Source organism: Shewanella sp. 1311 (assembly GCF_059338235.1).
In genome coordinates this window covers 3,595,767-3,621,300 of the sequence record NZ_CM181686.1, presented here as the reverse complement: position 1 = coordinate 3,621,300, position 25,534 = coordinate 3,595,767, and the positions used below count along the sequence as shown (strand labels likewise).

Below are 25,534 nucleotides of genomic sequence, written 5' to 3'. Positions count from 1 at the left end.
GAGCCAGCAATCTGCTGGCTCATTTCAAACATTGATTCGTTAACTGATATCAGTTAGCTAAAGAATGGATTCTAGAATTATTTCTTTTCAGTCGCTTTAGAATTGACAACTGAACCTATAACCAAACCTTGCTTATTCACATCGAAGCTCATTTGAACTCGCATGTTGTAATCTTTAAGCATTTTCATTTCTTCAGGGATTGGCTCGCCGCTCATTTCTAACAACGTCAGCATTGGAGTGAACATCTTGCCGTAGTCAGCAGATAAGCTATACATGCCATTCGCAGACAGTTTCTCGCCCGCTAATTTGTTCGCCAAAGCCAAACCTTTGTCACCACTATACACCACTAAATGCTGACCTTTAATCGCGAGCATAGGCTTAATACCTAACTCAGGAGGTAACATCAATATGGGTGATAAATCAGTGGCATCCCCGTTATCGGCTAATTGCACTTCGGCCAACATAGGCGCGAAAGGTTTCACCATATTGAACAACATAGACGGGTTTTCGGCGCTGAGGCTCACTAACGCATCTAAGCTTTCTAACTTAGGCTCTTGATCTTGTGTGCTCATTTTAAAGTCGAGCAATGAAACGCTCATGCCTTTCACACCGTTCGCCATACCAGTGAACATGCCTAGCATAGCTGGGCTCTGTTGGCTCAACTCAGCTTGCAACTCGGCCAGTGGCGCACAGGTCAATTGCGGCTTTTGCAGATCATCCCAAATAGCCGTTAATGAAGGTGCAACTTCGTTGACATCTAAGCCTATGCCCATAGAGAAGATAGTGCTGTCGATATCCGCCAGATGTGCAGGAATAAAGCCACGCATCTTTTGCATGGCCGCAAGAATCGGTTGATTCTTAGTTTCGACCACAAATGAGACCGCCATATGGCTTTCTTTTTCTGTCACAGAAAACGCGGTTACCCCAGCAACTGAACGCGGCCAGTTAGCAGCAATGGCAGTTAATTCGGTGCGACATTCAGGTGTTCTAATTTGAGTTAATGGATCTTCACCGACGCTTTCATTAGCAAAAAACTTTGTCAATTGCTTAGATAACATATTGCTATCGGCTGAAGTCAACGCCTTCACGATTTCAACATGGTTAATAAAGCCGATGCTGTCTTCTTTAAAACCATGGGTCTTAATAATATCGTCTAGTATGCCAGAAGCAGCCAATGAGTGCGGTGCCTTCTTAATACCGAATGCCATTTCTAATAACTCTGGATCGGTAATAGAGGTACTGAAAGTAATCGTTAAAATGCCATCTTTTTGGGCAAATAACAGTTCAACTTTCTCAGTTGAATTTTCATCCGATAATGCATAAGCGCGATAATCAACATCACCCACTTTACGCATTTCGTGGGTCACACCACTGTCTTTTTCGGCTTTATCTAATGCAGCCCAAAAAGCATCCGCCTGATTAACATCAATCTTAAATACAGGTAAAGCACCTAGAGTATAAAAATACGACTTAACTTCATCGGGAAAACCAAAAGTTTTCAACAGTAAAGCAGGCTCTTTAATGCCATCCATATACTGCTGATAAATGCTGATGAAGAACTTGCCCATAGGGCTATCCAGCTCACCGGATTCAGCAAGTGCATTACTTGGATATTGCTGATAATTTCCAGAAATAGACTGTAAATACGTTTTTAACGGGAAGGGTTTAAGCTGACCCGAAAAAATCGGCGTATCAGCAGGCACATAGTCGAGCAAAGGATTTGCAGAAGCACTCGAGCCAGTACCATTCTGCGTATACCAATAACCACCCGCACCAGCTGCAATAATTGCCGCGGCAATCACAATCTTTTTCATTTAAGAAACTCCATTTAATGACAATTCAATTTTATGAAATCAATACCTAAAGTAATCCCTAGGTATTTGAATATTTATCCGCTCTTACATATCCCTTACGCAGATAATGCAAAATCAGAAAACTAAGGTATAAATTTTGCCCGATAATTTAACATTAAACCGATACAGAAGCGAACAGGATGGGAAATCAAACCGTTAAAACGCATCAGCGTTAACCTTAATTCAACAGGTTTCCAATCTTATTTCAATTCAGTAATAAAAGATCTTTAAGTCGTCGACGATTAAACAAAGTGCCCAATGACACATAAATGCATCTGTTCCAAACTCACACGCCAGAACTTCATCCCGCTTCGTGGACTTTTTTAAGCGTGACGTCACCTAACTGGCGCATTTGTTTGCGGATCCACGCGGAGCGCTGCTGCACATAGGACGACGGAGGTGACACTTTATAACGCCAAGGATTGGGTAAGATGGCTGCGAGTAATGAAGCCTCGTATTGGGTTAGTTTTGCCGCAGACTTTCCAAAATAATGCTTTGATGCCGCTTCGGCGCCGTAAATTCCCGGGCCAAATTCAACGATATTTAAATACACTTCAAGGATGCGCGACTTATCCCAAGTCAGTTCCATCATTAAGGTAAACCAAGCTTCTAATCCCTTACGAAAAAAACTGCGGCTAGACCACATAAACAGGTTTTTTGCCGCCTGCTGACTTAAGGTACTGGCTCCGCGAACTTTAGTGCCTTTCTGATTGTATTTCAGCGCCGAACTTATCGCGGCTAAATCGAATCCCGTATGCTCGGCAAAACGTTGATCTTCTGCGGCGATCACCGCCAATTGTAACTCAGGAGAAATGTGCGCTAAATCGCGCCACTGATGCATGACTTCCCCCATAGGTGCAGGTGGAAATAAGGCGCGCTCAATCCGCCAGGTCCACATGGGTGGATTAACGAATCTGAGTAGAATAACCAATAAGATTGAGCAAATTAATGCCCATACTAATCCCTTGAATAGCCAAGACAATAAACGACGAAAGCCACGCTTACGCCTTTGAGGAGCAGGACTACTCGACTTATTGGCACTAGGACGCCTGACATGATCTCGCATCGCATATAAAGGGGCCGTCATTTACACCATCTCATCCGCGCACTCTCATCTCTCATTTATGATATCCAGTCAAGCCAATCCATTAGGCATTCTTTGCAACACCCAAGGCTTATTAGAAAACCGCCTAAAGCGTTAAGGGAGTTGCGGGTCGATCATGCTACGACAATAGAGGAAACACCAAGGATATCTTACTCGAGAATCAAAGATAGGCAGAGAAATAACCACAATAACAAATCACTATTGAAGATGGCGAGGGCTTGACTTAACTTGACCTCGGCAGCTTTGACGACAGCTGACCGAGGTAATGATGGCTGATTAACGAGGGCTAGCAAGTCAATCAAACTGCTTGATACTCGCAGCTGCGAGTCCGGTTTTCAACGCTTTCACTGCATCCAGTCGAATGATATCAATACACAGCAAACCCAGCCCATAAATACCGATATACAACCACTTAACCTCGGAAAAGACATGAATCATGTCAATTTCACAGTAAAATCCCTCAAAACCATCTACGGGAACTTCAAAATATAGTTCAGGTTCAACCAATGTGCATAACTCTGTGAGTAAAAATGTACAATATTTTTATCCTTTAAAGAGCCACTAACCCTAACCCTATGAATATCAATATATCTCAGTGAAATGACGCTTAAATGACATAGCTTCGCTTTCTCGTCAATCCAGAGTATTAAATTCAACCAAAGATAAGACCTTTCTTACCGAGATAAAAAACGCCCCAATGGCAATTGAGGCGTTTAATACTTTAAATCAATAAGATAACTAGATATCGTAATGCAGACCACACTCACGTTTCAGCCCATTAAAGCGAGTTTCTTCCTCTGTCATCCCTAATTCAAGTGGTTTACTCGAATGGGTATCACCAACAGAAACATAGCCTTGGTCCCAAAGTGGGTGGTACGGCAAGTCAAATTGAGTCAAATATAGGTGCACATCTTTATTCGACCACTCGATAATCGGCAGTAACTTAAAGCGAGTGCCATGAATCGCCAGTATCGGCAGCGCCTCACGGGTGGTGGCTTGGCTACGTCTCAGCCCTGCAAACCAAGTACCAACGTCAAGCTCGGCTAAGGCGCGTTGCATAGGCTCAACTTTGTTTAAACGGTTGTATTGCTCTAACCCGTCTAACCCTTGTTCCCACAACTTACCAAAGCGTGCCTCTTGCCATGCGGCTGTCATCGGCGCTTGATATACTTTTACATTCAGTGATAAACGCTGTGTCAGCTCATCGATAAACTGATAGGTTTCAGGGAACAAATACCCTGTATCCGTGAGGATAACCGGAATATTCGCCTGTGCCTGACTCACCATATGCAGCATCACAGCGGCTTGAATACCAAAACTTGACGACAGTGCATGATTACCGGGCAAATAAGTTAAGCCCCACAACACTCGCTCTTGTGCGCTTAATCCAGCTAAGAACTGATTTATGCGTTCAAGCTCTATCGCTTGCTCGGCCTTAGGCGCACTCAATAGCGCCGTTAACTCGGCCGTGCTGACCACAGTCGGCACTGTATCACTGGTTTTTTGTTGATGATCAACCATGAAAATCCTTAGCGGCATCAATCACCGCCTTCACAACGCCTACGCGGACGGTGAAGTTACCAAAGGTTTCGCCTGCATCACGCTCAACGGCGTAGCGGCCAAACAGGGTATCCAATTCGGCGAGAATTTCCGCCTCTTGGATATTTTCTCTGTGCATCTTGTTCAGACGAGTCCCTTCAAAGCTTGCGCCTAAGTACAAGTTGTAACGGCCTGGCGCTTTACCTACAAGGCCAATTTCAGCGGCAAATGGACGTGCACAACCGTTTGGACAACCCGTCATCCGCACCACAATCGCTTGTTCGCTGATGCCATGTTTTGCCTGCAGCGCATCGATATGATCGATAAACTCAGGGAAGTAACGCTCAGCTTCCGCCATTGCTAATGGACACGTCGGCAAGGCCACACAGGCAATCGAATGACCGCGGGTTTGCGTCAACACTTGGCCCAGTAGTCCGTGTTTGCGGGCTAAGCCTTCAATCGTGGCTTTATCTTCTGCCGCGACACCTGCAATGATCATGTTTTGATTCGAGGTCATGCGGAAATCGCCTTTGTGGATCTTAGCTATTTCACGCAGTCCCGTTTGCAGGGTTTGGCCCGGTAAATCTTTAATGCGGCCGCTTTCGATAAATAAGGTTAAATGCCATTTACCGTCAACACCTTCAACCCAACCATAACGATCGCCGCGATCGCCAATCACTACATCACGCTTAGGCTCAAACTTCACCCCAGCGCGCAGTTCGACTTCGGCTTTAAATTTCTCATAGCCATGGTCGACGATAGTGTATTTAAGGCGTGAGCGTTTACGGTTAACACGATTGCCCCAGTCGCGTTGCACTGTCATGACAGCTTCGGCAAACTTCATTACGTCTTCAGTTTTGATAAAACCAAAGTCATCAGCCAGACGTGGGAAAGTTTCCACTTCGCCGTGGGTCGAGCCCATGCCGCCGCCCGCCGTTAAGTTAAAGCCAACCAGCTCGCCGTTTTCAGCAACCGCGATAAAGCCTAAATCGTTAGTGTAAACGTCAACATCGTTATCGGGAGGAACCGCAACCGCCATTTTGAACTTACGTGGCAGATAAGTTTTGCCATATACAGGTTCAACGGTTTCATCTTCGGTTGAGAGTAACTTTTCTTCGTCTAACCAAATTTCGGCATAAGCACGCGTGTGTGGCAGCAGATGATCAGACAGTTGTTTCGCCACCGCATAGGCTTGCTCATGCAGTTTCGATTCTACCGGATTAGGATTACACATCACGTTACGGTTAACGTCACCACAAGCGGCAATCGAATCCAGCGCTTCACGATCTAAGTCTTGAATAATGGTCTTCAAGTTACGTTTAGGAATACCATGGTATTGGAAGGTTTGACGGGTCGTTAAACGTATGCTGTTTGAGCTGGTTAAGGTCGACGCAATTTTGTCTACGCCTAACCATTGCTGTGGAGAACAAATACCGCCAGGTACACGGGCACGCAACATAAAGCTATATAGAGGCTCAAGTTTTTGCTCTTTACGTTCGTTACGTAAATCGCGATCGTCCTGTTGATAGAAGCCGTGGAATTTGATCAACTGCTGATCGCCGTCACTGAAACTGCCGGTTACCGCAGAATCTAAGCCTTCTTTAATCGTACCGCGCAGGTAATCACTGTCGGTCTTTAGGTATTCGTTTAACGCTAACTTTTGCTCACTCATGGCAACTGCCTCTTCAAATTCGGTTCGCTGACTGCACAGGTCATCACGTGTGCAGCTTTGGCTATTCTTATGCGTTTCTTATCTGCGCAACGGTTGAGATTAATACACGTCTTTTTGGTAACGCTTATCGCTGCGCAGTGTTTCAAAATAGGCTTCGGCAGCTTCGGGATTCAAACCACCGACTTCGACTGCCACCTCAATCAAGGCTTGGTGAACATCTTTGGCCATACGTTCAGCATCACCACAAATGTACAGATGCGCGCCGTTTTGCAACCATTGCCACAGGGCTTGGCCTTGTTCTTTAATACGGTGCTGCACATAAACTTTACGGGCTTGATCGCGCGAGAACGCCACGTCGATACGGCTTAAATCGCCATTTTTCAAATACTGTTGCCACTCAGTTTGATACAAGAAATCCTGCTCAAAGTGTGGATTGCCGAAGAATAACCAGCTATCACCTTGGATCCCTTGGGCCACGCGCTCCTGCATAAAGGCACGAAACGGCGCAACACCTGTGCCTGGGCCAACCATAATAACTGGTGTGTCTGGATTCTCGGGTAAACGGAAATGCTTGTTCGACTCAACATAAACCTTAACCTGAGTGCCTTCCTGCGCAGAGGCTAAGAAGTGTGACGCGCCGCCAAAACGGGCCGCGCCGTGACGCTCATCTTCCACTAACGCTACGGTTAAATGGACTTCGGTTTCCACTTCACTTTGGCTTGAGGCGATAGAGTAAAGTCTTGGGGTTAATGGGCGCAGTAACTCAAGCAATCTTGCCGCGCTTAACGTGACAGCGCTATTTGTTAACGGATACTGGGCGACTAAATCCGCAAATTGATGCTTAAGGATAAAGTGACGCACTTGTTCTTTATCTTCGCTCAATGCCAACAGTTCAGCACTGCCGCTCAGTTCGGCCCATGCTTTGACTAATCCAGGATACAACTGAGTCAGCTCTTTCTTCTCAAGCAAAGCTTGCTTAAGGGTCAAAGATTCTGTACCTAGGGTTACTAACTCATCGGCGGCCAATGACAGACCCACGAGGACTTCATCGACTAACACTTCATTATTGCTAAACCAAACACCGAGGGCATCGCCAGCTTGATAGGTTAAGCCTGAGTCGCCAAGGTCAATTTCAACATGGCGCACATCTCGGTCTGAACCGCGGCCAGTAATTTTTTGGCTCGCTAGCACTTCAGCGCTATAGGGGTTTTGCTTAGTAAACTCGCTTTCGCCAATCGCTTTAGCGGTGCCGATAGATACCACGCTAGCGGACGAGGTTTCGATAAGCGGCTTAACGGCCTCTAATACATCGGCGTGCCACTGACCGGCGGCGGCCTCATAGTCCACATCACATTCAACCAAAGGTAACAATGACTTAGCACCCAGTAGCGCTAAACGAGTACTAAAGTCTTTACCGGTTTGGCAGAAGAATTCATAACTTGAATCCCCCAGCGCAAGCACTGAGTAATGAAGATTGTCTAACTTAGGCGCACGTTTCGATGCTAAAAACTTATGTAATTCAATCGCGTCATCCGGCGCTTCACCTTCACCATGGGTGCTGACAACCAGCAAGAGCACAGTTTCTTGTTTCAGTTGGCGAACATTGTATTCGCCCATTGAAGCCAGATTGACCGCATAACCTTGTGCCTGCGCCTTATCGGCGAGCGCTTTGGCAACACCACGGCCATTACCCGTTTGGCTGCCATAGAGAATCGTCACTGTTTGAGCGGTTTGCGCTTCGGTAGCGGGAGCTAGTTGGCCAGCATTGGCGGTGGCAGCAAGATAACCACTCACCCAAGCCAGTTGCACTGCACTTAACTCAGAAGTGAGTTGTTTTAGCTTCTCGACTTGTCCTTGAGACAATGGCGAAGCCAGCGATGAAAGTTCTTTTAACAACATGAGACGGCCCTATGACAGTGTAATGTCCACAAGCTTATCGCGGTTTAAGAAAAGCAAAAAAGAATAAAATCGGATTTTTAATTCCATTTTGGAATATACAAAGTGCAAAATTTAAGCTACAAAAGTGTGCACTGGTTAAAAGTTTTTGATCCGACCAGTGCAGAAACGGCCTGCTTGAGAAATATGCACTTGTGCCAAGCTAAAGTATTGCCACAATGGTCATGAGCCTGTCGAACAGAAATTTCTGTTGCCCACAGAATAGTTTGTTTTTAAAACAAAAAGTGTCCATCCTAGATTGAATGCCCGAACTGACTCGAATCACCAGCCGAGTAATCGCTGGCGATGACAGATTTTGCAGTTGAGTACGATGAAGGAAGCACAGCAGGCGGAACGATTATATAAACCATCAGGGAGTAGTCATGCAGATTGGAATACCGAGAGAAAGTCTCGCCGGTGAAACTAGGGTCGCCGCGACTCCAGCCACCGTCGAGCAGCTTAAAAAACTCGGCTTTGAAGTTGTTATTGAGGCCAATGCGGGTCAACTGTCAAGTTTCGATGATGCAGCCTTTGAAGCTGCAGGCGCGAAAGTGACAACTGACGTTTGGCAAGCCGATCTGATTTTTAAGGTCAATGCGCCAAGCGACGCCGAAATCGAACAAATCAAAGACGGAGCAACTGTCGTCAGCTTTATTTGGCCCGCACAAAACCCTGAGCTGGTTGAGAAGTTATCTAAACGCAAGATCAACGTGATGGCGATGGACATGGTACCACGCATCTCCCGTGCCCAGTCACTTGATGCCCTCTCCTCTATGGCCAACATTGGCGGTTATCGTGCCGTTGTTGAAGCCGCGCATCAATTTGGCCGTTTCTTTACCGGTCAAATTACCGCTGCCGGTAAAGTGCCGCCCGCTAAAGTGCTAGTGATTGGTGCCGGTGTTGCAGGTCTTGCTGCCATTGGTACTGCGGGTTCGCTTGGCGCCATAGTGCGCGCCTTCGATACTCGCTTAGAAGTGGCGGAGCAAATCGAATCCATGGGCGGCCAGTTCCTTAAACTTGATTTTGGTAACGAAGAAGGTGGCTCATCCGATGGTTATGCTAAAACCATGTCGGATGAATTTATTGCTGCCGAAATGGCGCTGTTTGCTGAGCAAGCCAAAGAAGTCGATATCATCATCACTACGGCGCTGATTCCTGGTCGTCCTGCGCCTAAGCTCATCACCAAAGCTATGGTTGATAGCATGAAGAGCGGCTCAGTGATCGTCGATTTAGCCGCTGCAACTGGCGGTAACTGCGAATACACGCAATCGGGCGAGCTGTTTGTCACTCCTAACGGCGTAAAAGTGATTGGTTATACCGACCTACCCGGTCGTCTGCCGGCGCAATCGTCACAGCTTTACGGCACTAACTTAGTCAACCTGATGAAGTTAATGTGTAAAGAGAAAGACGGTACTGCCAGCATCAACTTCGATGATGTGGTCATGCGCAACATGACTGTGATTAAAGAAGGTGAAGTGACCTTCCCGCCGCCACCGATTTCGGTTTCTGCGGCGCCAGCAAAACCTGCCGCAAAAATCGCGCCTAAAGACACCACCCCGAAAGCGCCATCTAAGCTCAAATACGTGCTCGCCGCCTTAGGCGTTGCTGGATTTGCAGCCGTGGCATCGGTTGCACCGCCAGAGTTCCTGTCCCATTTCACGGTATTCTTGCTGTCCTGCGTCGTCGGTTATTATGTGGTGTGGAACGTATCCCACTCACTGCATACGCCTTTGATGTCAGTCACTAACGCGATTTCGGGCATTATCGTGGTCGGCGCCCTACTGCAAATCGGTCAGGGTTCAACTTTGGTCACTGTACTGGCGTTTATCGCCGTGCTGATCGCCAGTATTAACATCTTCGGTGGCTTCACCGTCACTCAGCGCATGCTGAAGATGTTCCGTAAGGATTAAGGGGGTTTAACGTGTCTCAAGGACTGGTAACAGCAGCTTACATTATTGCCGCCATTCTCTTCATCTTCAGTCTCGCGGGACTGTCGAAGCAAGAGACGGCAAAACACGGCAATTTATTCGGTATCTTAGGTATGGCAATCGCCCTACTGGCTACCATTTTCAACCCTGATACTAACGGTATTGCGTGGATCTTAATCGCCATGGTGATTGGCGGCGCGATTGGTATCCGTTTAGCATTAAAAGTCGAAATGACTGAAATGCCTGAACTGGTTGCCATCTTGCACAGTTTTGTTGGTATGGCCGCGGTATTGGTTGGCTTTAACAGCTTTATCGACTTACACCCACAGGAAGTGTCGCAAGTTGTCGTGGCTGTCGGTGGTGATATCAATACGACCCTCGCCGCTGTGCACAATGCCCTCAGCGAAGCGGCCAAAGCCGCCAGCAAAGAACATCTCACTGGCGCCATGCTTAACATTCACTTAGTCGAAGTCTTCCTCGGGATCTTCATCGGTGCGGTCACCTTCACAGGTTCTATCGTTGCCTTTTGTAAGTTGCGCGGCGTGATTTCATCTAAACCTTTGATGCTGCCACATCGCCACAAGTTGAACCTAGTGGCTGTGCTCGTGTCTTTCGCCCTGTTGGTGTACTTCGTCCAAACTGGCGGCACTATGCCGGCACTGCTATTGATGACCTTGATTGCCTTCGCCTTTGGCTGGCATTTAGTCGCATCGATTGGCGGCGCGGATATGCCAGTGGTGGTGTCTATGCTGAACTCCTACTCAGGTTGGGCAGCAGCGGCAGCGGGCTTTATGTTGTCGAACGACCTCTTGATTGTGGTCGGCGCATTAGTGGGATCATCCGGTGCAATTCTGTCTTACATCATGTGTAAGGCGATGAATCGCTCGTTTATTTCTGTAATCGCTGGTGGCTTTGGCACAGATGGTGTGGCCTCGACTGCCGATGAAGAAATGGGCGAATACCGTGAAACCAACGCCGAAGATGTGGCGGATATGCTTAAAAATGCCACCTCTGTCATCATCACCCCAGGTTACGGTATGGCGGTAGCACAGGCGCAATATCCTGTGGCTGAAATCACCAAAAGACTGCGCGATCTTGGTGTGAAAGTCCGCTTCGGCATCCACCCAGTTGCGGGCCGTTTACCCGGCCACATGAACGTACTGCTAGCGGAAGCGAAAGTCCCCTACGATATCGTGCTTGAAATGGACGAAATCAACGACGACTTTAATGACACTGACGTAGTACTAGTCATTGGTGCGAACGACACGGTTAACCCTGCGGCAATGGAAGATCCAGGTAGCCCAATCGCAGGCATGCCAGTGCTCGAAGTGTGGAAAGCGCAAAACGTTATCGGCTTTAAACGCTCGATGAACACAGGTTATGCCGGCGTGCAAAACCCACTGTTCTTCAAAGATAATACCCAAATGCTATTTGGGGATGCGAAGGCCAGTGTCGAAGCGATTTTAAAAGCGCTTTGAGTCTGATGTAACCTTTACAGAGTGGCAATCGTTTAGGCGAAACACACTGTTTCAATGATAAAAAGGGAGCCGCTGGCTCCCTTCTTTATATCGTATCTCGCGCTAACTGCCGAATTGATAAAGCCACTCAATAGCACTAAGCGCAAGAAATGCTAACGTTTAGCGCGCTATCTTAACCTCAGGTTCGTTGAGCATAGCAATCAGTGGATTAGCTTGCATCACTTTGTCTTTTAGGAAAATACCCATCAACAGACCCGCGACAAAACCACCGATATGTGCCCAGTAAGCAACGCCTTCACCAGCCATGATTAAACCAATAATATTAAAGACTAACCAGATGCTGAAGAATGCCATAGGCGAAAGCTTCTTCTGATAAATGATAAACATGAAAGTCAGACTCGCATGTCTAAACCACATTAAATACATGCCAAATAACCCAGCAATGGCACCACTTGCACCAACCATATAAATATTCGAGCCAGGATCGGCAGCAATTTGAGTTGCAGCGGCGGCAAAACCACACACCAAATACAACACAAAAAAGCGGGCGCGGCCAAGCGCATCTTCGAGGTTATCGCCAACCACATATAAAAAGTACATATTACCGGCAAGATGCATTAAATCACCGTGTAAAAACATATGGCTAAACAAAGTCCAAACATGGCTACCGTGCATTACGTCGTCAGCCCGTAGTGCAAAACGAGCAAACACGTTATCAGTCATATCCAGATCGAATCCATAGCCAACAAAAACCAAAATATTGAGCGCCAGTAACAAGTAGGTCACCACAGGCGGTTTTTTCGGCTTGAGGTTAAACTCAACTGGCATCTGGGATAAGAATTGGAATATCCAAGTCTTAGTGCTTATTTTTGCGTCCAGTTCAGCGAGCAGGGTTTTAACAAGTGGAGATTTCACCACTTTGTCGCTTTCATCCCTGTCTATCCATATGCCGCTGCAGCTATGGCAAACATCGACTTCGATTTGGTAACCATCCATCAAGTGGTAGCGCTCAAGCGACACCTCACAATGGCCACATTGGCGCTTAGCCTGACCTAAATGTGCACCGAGTGTTTCTTCAACACGAACTTTGTCATCGCCATTGTCTGCCTTCGACAACGCTTTGTTGAGTTCGCCGTTATCAAACCACAATCCCCCACAGGCCTCGCAAGTATCCACTTTTTCACCGTGAAACTCATATTCACGCATTTTATGGTTATGACAACCAGGACATTTGAAACTCATAATCTTCCCTTTCTTTGAGCTTTGAGCTGACTTTTTTAAATATAACAGTTCGACTTAATCACCAAAAAAGCCAGCAGTTTACACACCACTTTTCATGCTTGTGACGCGAATCAGACCCAGCGTTTTGGCAATGGCTTCCCTAGAATTAATCGAGCGAAATATCGTTTGCTCTTAATTCAGCGGCTAAAGACTCATAGTTTGCTTTTAATGCGGGCAAAGTGGATTTGGTCAGTTCTTCTGTTAACTCAACGAGTTGGGTGGCCCCAAAACGTGGGCCGTAGAATTTACTTTCTATCTTTTCAACCACATTTGCCGATGTGAGGTAGAATCGACGTGCATCACTCAGTATTTTGCTTGGAGTTTCTAAGGTATTGGCTGAATAACGCATGTTTTCCCATACAAAGGTCGCCACATTGGGATGCACTGACTTTATGTCATAGGGTGCCTCAGTCCGAATCTTCTCTGCATACGCGTTTAGCACTTCAACGTTGTCACTCAACTCATCATAGAGCGCATGGCGCAGATGATAGTTGTTTTGCATATTACTTAAGTTATCGAACTTAATCGCCTGCGATAAACCTTCCTGTGCGGCCAAATACACCCCGACAACCGTCGCAATGATCATAAAGATCTGACTCACCCAAAAACTGGTTTTGATGAGCTCTGTATTATCGAGCTTGATGTTACGTTTGGGAGCCTCGGCGGCATTAGAGCTGGGTGTCATGTCCATATGTTTATCCTGTTAAATCAAGAGTAAAAGGCGGTATAACGCAATAAAGGGCATATCTTACACGACTAAAGAATGAGTTTCCTCAGTAAAAATCACGATTTTTACCTATAAAAAAGGAGCCATCAGGCTCCATTTTTATATTAATTGGTCAGTCTATTATGCTGCTTTTGCCACATCGAAATTGGACAATAACATCACAGCAGTACGGCCTAATAAGTGGTTGATCGTGCGATCGCCCGCTAAACCTAACTCAGCAATCGCTTGCTGACGTGCTGTGCTCACCGCTCTAAAGAGGGTAATTTCATTGTTAGCACCACCACAAAGACTAAAGAACAGTCTCAATACTGCGCGGTAATGTTCTTCCTGCATTGCCTGCATCCACGATGTTTCTAATGCCTCTTGGCTAGAAAAATCCAGAGCCGCAACAAATAGATTGCCGATACGGCTATCTAAACGAACGAGAAAATCGCTCTTGCGTGGAAAATGGTGACTAATACCTGTGCGGCTAATACCCGTTGCTTCAGATAACGTAGTATAAGACATAGTCTCAAAGCCGATAGTCAAAATTTGTCTTAACGCTTCATCCATAATCTGATTTATGGTTTGCTCAGTTTGTACTCGCGAGCGCTTAGCCATAGTAAAGTCTCCCCTCTTTTTTTTAGGGGGAAAGCTTACCAAAGCCGCTCAGGGATTACTGCTGTTCACTCGGCTGCAACCAGCGTATTTCGCTTTTGTTCAGCTAGGGTTCAGTTTAAAACAGGCCTAAACGCCGATTCCGTTAACACAATCATAACATTGAATTTTGTACCAACCAGTTATGCGCTTTTTCCTCACCCATGAGTAAAACGAAGGTGGGGTGTAGATAGTGTCCAAGATCGGCTTTTCTCCAAAATAGATATTCAGGAAGGGGTTGCAACACACTCGCGCCAAAAGTCCGTTGCATTAAGCTCGAATACTCGCCTAATAACCTCGGCTCTAATTGCTCAGCTTTAGGATAAAAATCCGCCAGAAAATCCCGATAATCGGTGAATCTCGTCACTTGAGCCACCTCGTAGTGACGCAACACTTGTATCATCATTGGCGAGCTCCAATGCGACAAGTATTGCGGACTTGTTAACGCGTCGAGGTTGCGTCTATGGTATTGCTGCCACGCCAAGGCAAAATCACCCCGCTCCCGCGCGATACGCCAAACCAGATAGATATCGGCTAGCCATTCATGCTGATATGCGCTTAATTGAATCGGTAACACTGTGCCTTGCAGGGCAAGGTTCTCCAAATGACCGAGCTCATGCCATAGGGTTAATTGCGGCTGTTCGAGCAAAGGTAATTGATAGGTCACGAGATCGACACTGGCTAACTGCACTTGCGGCGTCTGCAACTCGTTGACTAAGACTAGGCCCGCAATCTTATTGTCATCGACGGGCATGACCATGGCACTTCTGCGGCCTAAATCGCGCTTAAATTGATCTAACGTGGCGGGCAGCTGCGCCAACACTTGCTTAGGCAATAATGCCAAGCAAGTGCCCAGCTCTGGTAAAGGGCAAATCAAAGCCTGCTTATCGGCAATGGGCGTCCAAGACAAGCTAGATGCAAATACCAGAGCAACTAAGCTCACTGATTAGCCATGATATTTTGAATAATCGCCGTGGTTGAAATACCATCCTCAAAGCCCAGCACTTGTACTTGACCACCGGCGGCAATCACTTCAGCGCCGCCTGCGATGTCTTCGAGCTTATAGTCGCCGCCTTTAACCAGTAGATTTGGCAGCAAGCGAGTGATAATACGTTGCGGCGTATCTTCACTAAAAGGCACCACCCAATCGACAGAGGCTAAGCCAGCGAGCACGGCCATACGGCGATCAACCTGATTGACCGGACGACCATCACCTTTAAGGCGTTTAACCGAGGCATCATCGTTTACTGCAACAATCAAACGATCGCCTAAGGCTTTGGCTTGTTTGAGGTAACTCACGTGGCCCGCATGCAAAATATCAAAGCAACCATTGGTCATCACCACACGCTCACCGCGCAGTTTGGCCTGCTCTAGGGCATAGGCGAGCTGATCTTCACTCACCACCCCAAAACCCGATTCTCCATGATGCAAAGCCAAAGCTTCAATAAGCTCAATGCGGCTCACGGTAGAAGTGCCAAGTTTACCAACCACTACGCCAGCGGCGGTGTTCGCAATTGCGCAAGCCTGCGGTAAATCGGCGCCCGCGGCTAATGAGGTTGCTAAGGCAGAAATCACAGTATCGCCAGCACCCGTCACGTCATAGACTTCACGGGCAACGGTAGGAATGTGCAGCTCGGGCGCATTAGCGGTCACTAAGGTCATGCCCTTTTCAGAGCGGGTAACTAAGATGGCATCAAAATGATGTTGCTTAAGTAAACCACGGGCTTTTTCCAGCAGATCCGCTTCTGAGGTCACAGTGCCAACAACGGCTTCAAACTCGCTCATATTCGGGGTGATCAATGACGCGCCCTGATAACGGCCAAAGTCACTGCCCTTAGGATCGACTAACACCATCACACCTTTTGCGCGGGCAAGCGCAATGAAATCACGCGGCTGATCGATAGCGCCCTTCGCATAATCTGACAACACCACCACATCGACGGAATCGAGTAAGGCCTCTGATTGCTTGAGCAAACGCACACTATCGGCCTTGTCGAAGGCTTCTTCGAAATCGAGTCGGATCAATTGCTGGTTGCGTGATAACACCCGCAACTTAGTGATGGTTGGCTTGTCTGCAATGGTTAACCATTGGGGTTCAACCCCTAAGGTTTGCACGCCAAGCGTTAAGGCATGGGCGGTATCGTCTTGACCGACGAGCCCAGCAAGTTGGACTTGACCACCTAAGGTCGCGATATTGAGCGCCACGTTGGCCGCGCCGCCGGGTCTGTCTTCGACTTGATTAATCTTCACCACAGGTACGGGGGCTTCGGGGGAGATACGTCCCGTTGGGCCAACCCAATAGCGGTCTAACATCACATCGCCGACGACTAACACTCTGGCTTTTTCAAATGCTGGCAGAGAAACCTTCATAGTGCTCTTATCTTTATGCAGAAATTAAACCGTGATTGTACCTAATTTTCAGTAAAAATTGAGTTAGAATAAGCAGTAATTTTCAAAAGTAGTGAGTATTTTTGTGGTCGAGAAAGCCGAGTTTTCATCTTCTTTATATCATCCTAAGCATTGGCCCATGTGGTTTGGCGTATTTTTAATGCGCTTAACTCAGCTTCTACCGCTTTCTTGGCAGATGAAACTGGGTAAAGGTTTAGGTCGCTTAGTGATGAAATTTGCAGGCAGTCGTACTCATACGGCGCGCCGTAATTTGAGCCTCTGTTTCCCTGAAATGTCAGAAGCACAGCGAGAAGCCCTACTCACGCGTAACTTTGAAGAAACGGGCAAAGCCATTTTCGATACCATCAATGCATGGTGGTGGTCCGATGAAAAAGTGCAGCAGCACATGAGCATCACAGGCAAAGAACACGTGCAAGACACCCTCGATGCTGGCCACGGTGTTATCCTGTTTGCCGTGCATTGTTTACCGCTGGAAATGGGCGCACGTATCTTCGGCCAATTCCAACCCGGCGTGGGGGTTTATCGCCCACACAACAATCCTGTGATGGAATACCTCCAAGTTAAAGGCCGTTTACGCTCGAATAAAGGGCTTGTTTCTAAACGCGACTTGCGCCAAATGGTGCGCTGCCTACGTAATCCCGATGTCATTTGGTACACGGCAGATCAAGACTTTGGCCGCTCCAGCGCGGTATTTATCCCGTTTTATGCCATGCCAGATGCGGCAACGATTACGGGGGCCACCACGTTAGCCAAACTCGGCAAAGCCAAAGTCTTACCCTTTTTTGTGGAACGTACCCAAGGTGATGAGGGTTATCGGATTGAAGTGATGCCACCGCTGGATAATTTCCCCGGCGAAGATGAATTAGCCGATGCCATTCGCGGTAACAAGATTATCGAATCCATCATAGATAAAAACCGCGCCCAATATATGTGGTTGCATCGCCGCTTTAAAACCCGTCCAGATCCAACGGACAAATCGTTATATCAGTAACTCATTCCGTTTTTGAATACAAAAATGCCAGCAAATAAGCTGGCATTTTTTATGGCTACTTTCGATTACAATTGTCGATGACAACTTTCAACTTCAACTCTCTATGGCAACTCTATATGGCAAGAAGCATCTAGCGCATGGGATTACAGCGAATGCTCGGTCGGTAAACGAATACCCACGTTAGTGACTTTGCCTTCATACAGCCCCGCCACCACCCAATGCAACGACTGCCATTGGAACTGATCGCCCAGCACAGGATTGGCGCCAAGCTGTGACACCACCAGATCGGCGACCGTCATATCATCGGCAAGATTATCTAAACTCAAGCCATAAATTGGTGCGAGATCCGCAAGCTTAACGTCTGTTTCAATAAAGAAATCACCGAAGAAACGTTGCACTTCTTTATTTTCAGGCGCTTGGCTAAAGAGGTTACTCAAGGCTTCTAAACTTTTCTCCTGACCCAGCACACAGAGTATATCTCCCGCTTCGAGGCGAGTACTGCCCGATGGATGCAGTAAAGTGTCATTCCTAAATACCGCCGCAATCCGTGTTCCATCTGGCATAGCTAAGCGTTTTAGCGGTTCACCAATGCACCACTTACTTTCACTCAAACGATAGACAAACACTTCCCATTCGCTGCTCGGGTAAATTTCAACTCCCGAACGCGAAACGGGCAACGGCTTTGGGGGCAGTTCCACCTTAGCTAAACGCGCCGCAGTGGTCAAAGACGCCCCTTGAACCAGTAACGATACTAATACGACGAAGAAGGCTAAGTTGAAGTACAACTGAGCGCCCGGTAAGCCCGCCATCATAGGGAACACCGCCAAGATGATAGGCACTGCGCCGCGTAGTCCTACCCACGAAATAAACCAGCGGTCGCGACTGCTGAAGCTCTTAAAGGGCAATAGGCTGATCCACACAGCGACAGGACGGGCGAATAGAATCATCCCAAATGCCAGTGCAAAACCTGGGATCAGGATATCGACTAAATCAGAAGGGGTAAGCAATAACCCTAATACCAAGAACATGCCGATTTGGCTGACCCAAGTCATGCCATCCAGTACGTTTAAAATTGCATGACGGCCACGGGTCGGCTTATTGCCGAGGAAAAGCCCGACTAAGTAAATCGATAAAATGCCACTGCCGCCGAGTTTGTTAGACGCAGCATAAATAATCAGACCACCGCTTAAGACTAAAATAGAGTACAGGCCGTCGGCTAATTTGCTCAAATTAACCAGCTTCCACAACATCCAGCCGCCACCTAAACCTAAGCAAATACCCAGACCAAATTGCTTAATAAAGCTGATAAACATAAAGCTGAAGGACATCTCAGTGTCCACATTGGCGAGAATCGCAATCAGCGTCACGGTTAAAAACACCGCCATAGGGTCGTTACTACCAGACTCGATTTCTAAGGTTGCCCCAACCCGCTCGTTGAGACTGCGCCCTTTCAATAAGGAGAATACCGCGGCGGCATCGGTCGAGCCCACAATCGCGCCCACCAGCAAACCTTGCAACCAATGCAAGTCAAACAGCCATGCGGCCATCATGCCAGTGATACTGGTTGTGATAGCGACGCCAAAGGTCGCTAGCGATAAAGCAGGCCACAGCGCCACCCTAAAACTGGCGACACGGGTACGCATTCCACCATCGAGTAAGATGATAGCAAGCGCTAAGTTACTGACTAAATAAGCGGTGGAATAATCATCAAACAATATTCCGCCAGGGCCATCTTCACCGGCCAAAATACCCACGGCGAGGAAGATCAAAAGAATCGGGATACCCAAACGGGAAGACATGGGACTGAGTAAAACACTCACTGCAGTTAGCAAGGCGCCAATCAGAAAAAAACTATTGATGGAATTTGCATCCACAAACGCCTCCTTATACAGGTTGTTTAGTTAAACGATAGACAAATCACCGAGGTTAAAAATGACTCAACTTACAATTTTATGATTTTATGATTTTATGATTTTATGATTTTATGATTTTATGATTTTATGATTTTATATTAGCACAAAAATAGCGAATTATTGGAGCGTTAAATATTAAATTTCAATCATCTACATAGAAAATGCCATAAATGTAACTTTGAATTAACCTTGAGATAAAGGCTAACGTAAAACCTAAAGAACCGCAGAACATTTTCACACGACTTATAAAGATTAAAATAAATAAATATCAGACAGTTAAAAATAACAAACTAAACGTAAACTTAAATCATTCAAGCAAAATTAAGCTCATAAACCTGTATAAACTAGGGTTATCATAGTGAATTCAGCACCAGACAAAACAATGTCGAGTGAAACGGCGAATATTCGAACATCACCCTCAAGCCAATTGTTTTCACTCCATTTATCCGACAATCGGCTCAGCTAGGCGGACTTTGTCAGGTTGAGCATCACCCCCGTTAGAAAAGTACTTTAAAAAAAGTCTCGCAAACGCTGTTTTCGCAAAACCAATCAATTCAGCCACCCTTAATTCGCCATCAAAGAAGACACTATGCATCACGCCAATATTTTAGACGGAGCAATCACCATAGAAGCGTTGCAACACAGCAGCTTAGATCAGGGATTTGCAGCACATAGAGCAATAAAGCAGGCACAGGGTTTAATGATAAGCCGAAATACTGACAATCTTAGTCGCCGAGGAAAACCGTTAAAACAAAAATTAAGCGATAAATACGCTGTACGGATCATATTTCAGTTGAAATAATGTCCAAAATAAGGAAGGATGCGAGCTTCGCGCGCCAGTGCATTTTGCTCGTCAAATTGCCGCTCTCGTTTTAAGAGAGAAAGCTGCGTTAAACACGCTTTTTTATTAACAGGAATCGTAGTATCCGCTTATGAGTATGCTTCGCACCACAGCTTTATTATTGACTTTGGTTTTCCCTAGTCTGTCCGCTTTAGCAACGGAATATCCTTTACCAGCCGCCCAAAGCAGGCTAATTGGCGAGAACCAGTATTATACGGTTCCAGAGGGTAAACACACTCTCGAAGATATTGCTGCCAAATACCAGCTCGGTCTCAGTAACTTACTCGAAGCTAACCCAGGTGTAGATCCATTTCTGCCAAAGCCAGGTAGCCAACTGTTAATTCCATTACAACTGATCCTGCCTAACGCTCCCCGTGAAGGCATAGTGATCAACGTGGCCGAAATGCGTTTGTACTACTATCCAAAAGGCAAAAAGACAGTTGAAGTCCTGCCTATTGGTATTGGCCAGATTGGTAAAGACACGCCAGAAAACTGGGTGACCTCAGTACAACGTAAGCGTGCCAATCCAACTTGGACACCGACGCCACGCATTCGTAAAGAATATGCTGCTAAGGGTGAAATCCTGCCAGCAGTATGGCCAGCGGGTCCAGACAACCCTATGGGACTGTATGCACTGTATATAGGCAACTTGTATGCGATTCACGGTACTAACGCGAGTTTCGGTATCGGTTTACGTGTGAGTCAAGGTTGTGTGCGTTTACGCCATGAAGATATCGAGCACTTGTTCAAGAATGTCCCAGTGGGCACCCGCGTACAATTCGTGAACCAGCCGATTAAAGCAACCGAAGAGCCAGACGGTAAGCGCTACTTAGCAGTGCATCAACCTCTGTCTCGCACTGTGGCTGAGTTTGAATCCAATGAGCCAGTCGCGATTTCATTACCAAGAGATATCGCCAAGTTTATCGCTAAAGCTGACACTAATTCTTCTGTGATCAAAAAGCTGCTCGATGAACGTACTGGTGTGCCGATGCGAATTAATCAATAATTCACTGGCAAATATCACCTAAAAAAATACCCGCTATCAGCGGGTATTTTTTTGTCATTTATTAGATGATTAAACACCTAATAGAATAACAAGATCAATCACATAAAGGTGCACATAGGGCTAAGAAGTGAGTCATAGCAGCACTGTTTGCCAATACGCGTTGGTCGAAGTTTTGCAGCGCTGGCGTTTCGGTACAAGCACCGACACGGGCACCGCTTCGCACTAAACACGCTTCAAACGACGTATCGAAGTGATTGAAGATCAAGCCATCCTTCACAGGACACGCATCAATCTCGCCATCCACAGCAATCGGGAAATAACCGCCTAAGGTATCGCGCAAATCGAGGCTAAAGCGTCCTGGCACTTGGCTTGGCTCAAAAGAATACACATAGGCTTCACGGCTCAAGACATCTTCGTGGCAAGTTAAAATACCGTCTCGACTCGCAGCAAGCAGTAACTGTGCATGATCTAACAACAACTTACCTTCCACCGACGTATGTTCGTTGGCTTTAGGTTTACCATTCTCAAATACAAAACCGCGATTCGGGTTTTCGCCGTATTTGTTAAATCTATGGCCGCGGCTAAATCCGGTTGGATTAACGAGGGGCAATAAACTCAAGTTCACCCGTTCAAATAGGTCTGCTGAAGCTTCACTCAAAAAATGCAGCAAACCCCAAGGGCCTGCAGATTCTTCGCCATGAAATCCTGCGCTGATCAATAAAGAAGGTAAGCCTGACTTAGCGGCGGGAGACTGATACAAGCTAACCTTGTATTTACCGACTTCACCCAAATTCTTCTCAACCATGCCCAAACGGGTCATTTCCTGCTCAAGCAGCAGATAAAAATTATCAATATCAGTGCTTTCACAGTTAAAAATATCGCTTTTCCACTGAAAGGATTCGAACGGGGATCTGCTTACCATATCTTGTACTTATGCCAGAAAAAGAACTGTGCCATCATAGCAGTTCTTTTTAAAAACTGAATGCTATTCAACTGATTTCGATGAAATCCGAGCAGTCGCTAACCACATCGCAATCGGTATCGATACCTGTTGGTGGGTTAATCGCCACTTAGTAACGGCATTCAGCTTCGATGAGTTATTTAACGAATTCAAAAAATATGCTCGGCAGGATGCACTTATGAAAACTCACATCGCCTTTTTTATCGCCCTTGCGACCAGTGCTTTTAGCAATTCGCTGCTGGCACAATGTCGCGCCGAGCATGATGCACAAGCCTTATACGCGCTCGAAGCGAACCTAAAAACCTACACTCTCGAAAATGGCCTGACGGTGCGGTTACTGCCCATGGCTGATAAACAAACAGTTACAATCGCCAGCCAATTTAATTTAGGGGCCCGCAACGAAGCCCAAGGTCAGAGCGGTTATGCCCATCTGTTTGAGCACATGTTATTTAAGGGCAGCGAAAATGCCCCCGGTGATACCTATGCCCAGCAGCTCAGTGCCTTAGGTGCACGTTTTAATGCCAGCACCCATTTTGACTACACCAATTACTATGTGACGCTGCCAAGCCCAGCATTAGAACTGGGGCTGTATCTCGAAGCCGACCGCTTTATCCGTCCAAGCCTTAATGCCACAACCGTTAAAAATCAGCAGGAAACCGTACTGCAGGAAATGGCGCAAACCATAGATAATCAGCCCTATGTCCGCAGCGCGATGGCGTTCTTACTCGACCAAGTGCAAGGCACGCCCTACGGCCACGGTATTATTGGTAGTCGCGAAGATATTTTGCAAGCCACACCTGAAAGTCTCACCGCCTTTCACCGTGCTTATTATCGTCCCGACGCGATGCAGCTTTCCCTTGTCGGCAAGTTAAGTCCACAAACCCTGCAATGGATTGAGCAAGATTTTGCGACTTGGCCTAAACCAACGACGACTGAACCTAGATTCACTGAGTTGAATATCGAGCCTAAACAAGTGCATGCTGAGTTGGTCGATGAGCGCGGACCTTGGCCTGGATTACTGCTCGCTTGGCATACCGTAGGTAAAAATCATCCCGATGCGGTGGCGATTCAACTGCTCGAAGGCTATTTATTTCAAAATACCGCCAGTGCAATTACTAAAATGAGCCAGCATAATCCTGCGCAAATGCTCAGTTATTCCCTGCCCTTCGAATTAGAAAATCATGGAATAGCCAATATTGTCTTGGTTCCGCGGGCTCGCACTTCACTCGATGCTTTAGTGGAAAAAGTGCTGGGACTTGCCGCACAAACGCAACAAGAGACTCTGGATGAAACCAGCCTGTGCACACTTAAACAAGTGTGGTTAAACAATCGATTACAACAACTCAGTGACACCCAAGCATTAGCCACGCAGCTTTCGGCGACCTCTGTTCAAGATAAAGACCATCCTTTTAGCGCGCAGTGGCAGCGGATTAACGCAGTCACGGCAGGCGATATCCAAAGAGTTGCGGCACAGTATTTTACTCAAGACTATGTGCGGGTCGACCTACTACCACCTTGGTATATTCGCTGGGGGAAAACACTGCTGGAATGGCTACCTGGTGATATGAGCGACAGTCTAGAGGATGCGGTATTATGATGAATCTAACTGCGACTCATGGACGACCTAAACAACTACAAAGCTTAATGTGCTACGCAGCGGCGTTATTACTGAGCGCCTGTCAGCAAACGCAAATCGTCTTTACACCGACTGAACCACCGAGCTTAGCCAGCTTTGAAATACCCTATCCACTAGACAATCATTTACCCGAAAGCGGTGTCATCATCCCCGCAACGGATCCAATGTTTAGCGATGAAGTTCATACCGAGTTGGATTTACCCTATCAGTTACATAGACTTGCTTCAGTGCAAAGCACTCATGATCTAAGCAGTAACAGTCTAAGCACTCATGCTCTAAGTAGTAACACTCTAAGCAACAGGGTCAGTTTAGCGGCGATAAGTCCGCAGGCTCCCTTCAATAATCCCGATATTTTACAGATTGCCCTGCAAGAGAAAGCCCGCGCACTGGCGATTAGCCTCGCAGATCCCTGCCTTGAGACCTTCGGTATTCGCGTCAGCTTGCATAGCATAAATCTAAGCCTCACCTGCCCCAACGATGTTAATCATATCTACGGCTTGCTAGTGCAATTTTGGCAGCCCAATACCTTTATTGATGCGACAACCGCCCCCGTCGATGTTGACAATATTCGCCGCCAACTCAAGCTCAATAAGCACTTAAATGCCTTTAGTGGCGCAGAGATAGATAAACTGTGGCGCGAGAAATTGCTCGGGCCTGAACATGCCTACAATAAAGTACTCAATAATGATGAGCTGTTCGATTCACTTAACCTAAAGCAGCTGCAACAGATCCAGCAGCAGGCGGCATCGCAAGCAAAGTGGCATCTGTTTCTACCCAACTCGCAGGCTAAAAACGCCGAATTTAATCTTCAAGCCAGCATCAAACAGTGGCCTATGTTGACGACATCCTTACCTAAATCCTTGTCTAAGTCGTCACCGCAAGCAGATAAGCTAGAAACAACCACACCTAAGCAAACCAAGAAGATTTACCTTATCGATGCGCCGGGCAGCGTGCAGACCCAAGTCCGCTTAGGCTATCGCATAGACCATTCCATAAATCATGCCATAGGTCATACCGTTGATAGTAAGTTAGGCGGTATGTCCGAGACGAGTCAACTCAGTTCACAGGAAGTCGCCTTAAGCTGTCGTAGTTTGTCCGCGCTGATGGGGCGCAGTTTTTCGGGTAGACTCTATTATGATTTACGGGAAAAGCGCGGCCTCACCTATGGCATTTACGGCCAATGTGCCAATGCGCCGCTGTCCAGTAGCATCAAGTTTTACGGCAGTACAGCCATAGAACATACGGGCGCGTTTGTGGTGGGCATACTTGATCACCTCGCGCTCGTTAAAACCCAAAGTGCCAGCCAAGGCGAAATCAATGCACTTAAAACCTATTTGATAGGTGAGGATTTACTCAGCCAAGACAACAGCATTCAGCGTGAAAACCAATATCTCCAACAAATTGCGACAGGATTAACTCAAGTTGATGTGCAACAGCTGAATGCAGAGTTGCAGGCTCTAACGCCAAAAAGGCTGCAGCAGTTAGCCAACGGGGCATTTAGCGGTGAGCCATTGATTATCTTGCGGGGCGATATAGATAGAATAATCCCAGACTTAACCTCTAAGCTGCCAGAGTGGCAGCTTGAAAGGGTCAAGGTGGACTAAATTCTGAATGCAAAAAAGT

20 protein-coding genes are annotated in these 25,534 nt (G+C 46.8%); 7 read left to right on the top strand and 13 right to left on the bottom strand.

Annotated features, from left to right (window positions below):
• Positions 1-77: 77 nt before the first annotated feature.
• The 6 genes from AC5YB3_RS16145 to AC5YB3_RS16120 form a co-directional block, all read right to left on the bottom strand.
• Positions 78-1,814, bottom strand: coding sequence for a hypothetical protein (locus AC5YB3_RS16145; RefSeq protein WP_494525711.1), 1,737 nt, complete (start codon positions 1,812-1,814; stop codon positions 78-80).
• Between the two features lie 340 nt (positions 1,815-2,154).
• Complete coding sequence (mtgA, locus tag AC5YB3_RS16140; protein ID WP_006082890.1) at positions 2,155-2,940, bottom strand: monofunctional biosynthetic peptidoglycan transglycosylase; 786 nt, start codon at positions 2,938-2,940, stop codon at positions 2,155-2,157.
• Positions 2,941-3,252: 312 nt separating this feature from the next.
• The gene (locus tag AC5YB3_RS16135) at positions 3,253-3,396 is read right to left on the bottom strand and encodes a hypothetical protein (RefSeq protein WP_226059344.1); all 144 of its coding nucleotides are present in this window, start codon (positions 3,394-3,396) and stop codon (positions 3,253-3,255) included.
• Positions 3,397-3,696: 300 nt separating this feature from the next.
• Positions 3,697-4,479, bottom strand: coding sequence for a phosphoadenylyl-sulfate reductase (locus tag AC5YB3_RS16130; protein ID WP_494525710.1), 783 nt, complete (start codon positions 4,477-4,479; stop codon positions 3,697-3,699).
• On the bottom strand, positions 4,472-6,169 hold the full coding sequence (gene cysI / locus AC5YB3_RS16125) for an assimilatory sulfite reductase (NADPH) hemoprotein subunit (protein WP_006085931.1): 1,698 nt from the start codon (positions 6,167-6,169) through the stop codon (positions 4,472-4,474). Before cysI ends, AC5YB3_RS16130 begins: the two co-directional genes overlap by 8 nt.
• Before the next feature lie 99 nt (positions 6,170-6,268).
• Positions 6,269-8,068 (bottom strand): assimilatory sulfite reductase (NADPH) flavoprotein subunit, encoded by a 1,800-nt coding sequence (locus AC5YB3_RS16120; RefSeq protein ID WP_494525709.1) that lies wholly within the window; start codon positions 8,066-8,068, stop codon positions 6,269-6,271.
• Between the two features lie 419 nt (positions 8,069-8,487).
• On the opposite strand from AC5YB3_RS16120, the gene AC5YB3_RS16115 reads away from it, so the two are divergent.
• Together AC5YB3_RS16115 and pntB are read left to right on the top strand one after the other, a co-directional pair.
• Positions 8,488-10,014, top strand: coding sequence for a Re/Si-specific NAD(P)(+) transhydrogenase subunit alpha (locus AC5YB3_RS16115; protein ID WP_006082895.1), 1,527 nt, complete (start codon positions 8,488-8,490; stop codon positions 10,012-10,014).
• Positions 10,015-10,025: 11 nt separating this feature from the next.
• Positions 10,026-11,510: a Re/Si-specific NAD(P)(+) transhydrogenase subunit beta gene (gene pntB, locus AC5YB3_RS16110; RefSeq protein WP_494525708.1), complete on the top strand. Its 1,485-nt coding sequence runs from the start codon at positions 10,026-10,028 to the stop codon at positions 11,508-11,510.
• A 159-nt stretch (positions 11,511-11,669) separates the two neighbouring features.
• Here the strand turns inward: pntB and AC5YB3_RS16105 are convergent, their stop codons facing one another.
• The 5 genes from AC5YB3_RS16105 to hldE all read right to left on the bottom strand — a co-directional run bounded on the left by AC5YB3_RS16105 (position 11,670) and on the right by hldE (position 16,524).
• Positions 11,670-12,752, bottom strand: coding sequence for a rhomboid family intramembrane serine protease (locus AC5YB3_RS16105; RefSeq protein ID WP_494525707.1), 1,083 nt, complete (start codon positions 12,750-12,752; stop codon positions 11,670-11,672).
• Between the two features lie 145 nt (positions 12,753-12,897).
• Positions 12,898-13,482, bottom strand: coding sequence for a hypothetical protein (locus AC5YB3_RS16100; RefSeq protein ID WP_494525706.1), 585 nt, complete (start codon positions 13,480-13,482; stop codon positions 12,898-12,900).
• Between the two features lie 156 nt (positions 13,483-13,638).
• Positions 13,639-14,118 (bottom strand): TetR family transcriptional regulator, encoded by a 480-nt coding sequence (locus tag AC5YB3_RS16095; protein ID WP_006082899.1) that lies wholly within the window; start codon positions 14,116-14,118, stop codon positions 13,639-13,641.
• Positions 14,119-14,269: 151 nt separating this feature from the next.
• Positions 14,270-15,097: a hypothetical protein gene (locus tag AC5YB3_RS16090; RefSeq protein WP_494525705.1), complete on the bottom strand. Its 828-nt coding sequence runs from the start codon at positions 15,095-15,097 to the stop codon at positions 14,270-14,272.
• Positions 15,094-16,524, bottom strand: coding sequence for a bifunctional D-glycero-beta-D-manno-heptose-7-phosphate kinase/D-glycero-beta-D-manno-heptose 1-phosphate adenylyltransferase HldE (gene hldE, locus AC5YB3_RS16085; RefSeq protein WP_006085938.1), 1,431 nt, complete (start codon positions 16,522-16,524; stop codon positions 15,094-15,096). The genes AC5YB3_RS16090 and hldE overlap by 4 nt, the downstream gene beginning before the upstream one ends.
• 103 nt (positions 16,525-16,627) lie before the next feature.
• Between hldE and AC5YB3_RS16080 the strand changes: the two genes are divergently transcribed.
• Complete coding sequence (locus AC5YB3_RS16080) at positions 16,628-17,554, top strand: LpxL/LpxP family Kdo(2)-lipid IV(A) lauroyl/palmitoleoyl acyltransferase (protein WP_081248441.1); 927 nt, start codon at positions 16,628-16,630, stop codon at positions 17,552-17,554.
• Positions 17,555-17,697: 143 nt separating this feature from the next.
• On the opposite strand, the gene AC5YB3_RS16075 is transcribed toward AC5YB3_RS16080, so the two are convergent.
• Complete coding sequence (locus AC5YB3_RS16075) at positions 17,698-19,428, bottom strand: potassium/proton antiporter (RefSeq protein WP_006082903.1); 1,731 nt, start codon at positions 19,426-19,428, stop codon at positions 17,698-17,700.
• Between the two features lie 628 nt (positions 19,429-20,056).
• Between AC5YB3_RS16075 and AC5YB3_RS16070 the strand changes: the two genes are divergently transcribed.
• Positions 20,057-20,269 carry a hypothetical protein gene (locus tag AC5YB3_RS16070; RefSeq protein WP_494525704.1) on the top strand — a complete coding sequence of 71 codons (213 nt, stop codon included), beginning with the start codon at positions 20,057-20,059 and terminating at the stop codon, positions 20,267-20,269.
• Between the two features lie 130 nt (positions 20,270-20,399).
• Entirely contained in the window at positions 20,400-21,314 is a 915-nt protein-coding gene (locus tag AC5YB3_RS16065) for a L,D-transpeptidase family protein (protein WP_006082904.1), read from the top strand.
• 94 nt (positions 21,315-21,408) lie between these two features.
• On the opposite strand, the gene AC5YB3_RS16060 is transcribed toward AC5YB3_RS16065, so the two are convergent.
• Positions 21,409-22,236 (bottom strand): N-acetyl-ornithine deacetylase, encoded by an 828-nt coding sequence (locus AC5YB3_RS16060; RefSeq protein WP_106649586.1) that lies wholly within the window; start codon positions 22,234-22,236, stop codon positions 21,409-21,411.
• Positions 22,237-22,453: 217 nt separating this feature from the next.
• On the opposite strand from AC5YB3_RS16060, the gene AC5YB3_RS16055 reads away from it, so the two are divergent.
• Both AC5YB3_RS16055 and AC5YB3_RS16050 read left to right on the top strand, forming a co-directional pair.
• The gene (locus AC5YB3_RS16055) at positions 22,454-23,872 is read left to right on the top strand and encodes a M16 family metallopeptidase (RefSeq protein WP_494525703.1); all 1,419 of its coding nucleotides are present in this window, start codon (positions 22,454-22,456) and stop codon (positions 23,870-23,872) included.
• A complete protein-coding gene (locus AC5YB3_RS16050) occupies positions 23,869-25,515 on the top strand; it encodes a M16 family metallopeptidase (protein WP_494525702.1) in 1,647 nt (548 codons plus the stop codon). Before AC5YB3_RS16055 ends, AC5YB3_RS16050 begins: the two co-directional genes overlap by 4 nt.
• The last annotated feature ends 19 nt before the right edge of the window (positions 25,516-25,534 follow it).

Excerpts from the sequence above, each read along its gene's own strand:
- AC5YB3_RS16100 (WP_494525706.1), bottom strand. The coding sequence starts at position 13,482 with ATGGACATGACACCCAGCTCTAATGCCGCCGAGGCTCCCAAACGTAAC.
- AC5YB3_RS16120 (WP_494525709.1), bottom strand. The coding sequence starts at position 8,068 with ATGTTGTTAAAAGAACTTTCATCGCTGGCTTCGCCATTGTCTCAAGGA.
- AC5YB3_RS16135 (WP_226059344.1), bottom strand. The coding sequence starts at position 3,396 with ATGATTCATGTCTTTTCCGAGGTTAAGTGGTTGTATATCGGTATTTAT.
- AC5YB3_RS16065 (WP_006082904.1), top strand. The coding sequence starts at position 20,400 with ATGAGTATGCTTCGCACCACAGCTTTATTATTGACTTTGGTTTTCCCT.
- AC5YB3_RS16070 (WP_494525704.1), top strand. The coding sequence starts at position 20,057 with ATGCATCACGCCAATATTTTAGACGGAGCAATCACCATAGAAGCGTTG.
- mtgA (WP_006082890.1), bottom strand. The coding sequence starts at position 2,940 with ATGACGGCCCCTTTATATGCGATGCGAGATCATGTCAGGCGTCCTAGT.
- AC5YB3_RS16115 (WP_006082895.1), top strand. The coding sequence starts at position 8,488 with ATGCAGATTGGAATACCGAGAGAAAGTCTCGCCGGTGAAACTAGGGTC.
- cysI (WP_006085931.1), bottom strand. The coding sequence starts at position 6,169 with ATGAGTGAGCAAAAGTTAGCGTTAAACGAATACCTAAAGACCGACAGT.
- hldE (WP_006085938.1), bottom strand. The coding sequence starts at position 16,524 with ATGAAGGTTTCTCTGCCAGCATTTGAAAAAGCCAGAGTGTTAGTCGTC.
- AC5YB3_RS16050 (WP_494525702.1), top strand. The coding sequence starts at position 23,869 with ATGATGAATCTAACTGCGACTCATGGACGACCTAAACAACTACAAAGC.
- AC5YB3_RS16055 (WP_494525703.1), top strand. The coding sequence starts at position 22,454 with ATGAAAACTCACATCGCCTTTTTTATCGCCCTTGCGACCAGTGCTTTT.
- AC5YB3_RS16145 (WP_494525711.1), bottom strand. The coding sequence starts at position 1,814 with ATGAAAAAGATTGTGATTGCCGCGGCAATTATTGCAGCTGGTGCGGGT.
- AC5YB3_RS16130 (WP_494525710.1), bottom strand. The coding sequence starts at position 4,479 with ATGGTTGATCATCAACAAAAAACCAGTGATACAGTGCCGACTGTGGTC.
- AC5YB3_RS16105 (WP_494525707.1), bottom strand. The coding sequence starts at position 12,752 with ATGAGTTTCAAATGTCCTGGTTGTCATAACCATAAAATGCGTGAATAT.
- AC5YB3_RS16060 (WP_106649586.1), bottom strand. The coding sequence starts at position 22,236 with ATGGTAAGCAGATCCCCGTTCGAATCCTTTCAGTGGAAAAGCGATATT.
- AC5YB3_RS16095 (WP_006082899.1), bottom strand. The coding sequence starts at position 14,118 with ATGGCTAAGCGCTCGCGAGTACAAACTGAGCAAACCATAAATCAGATT.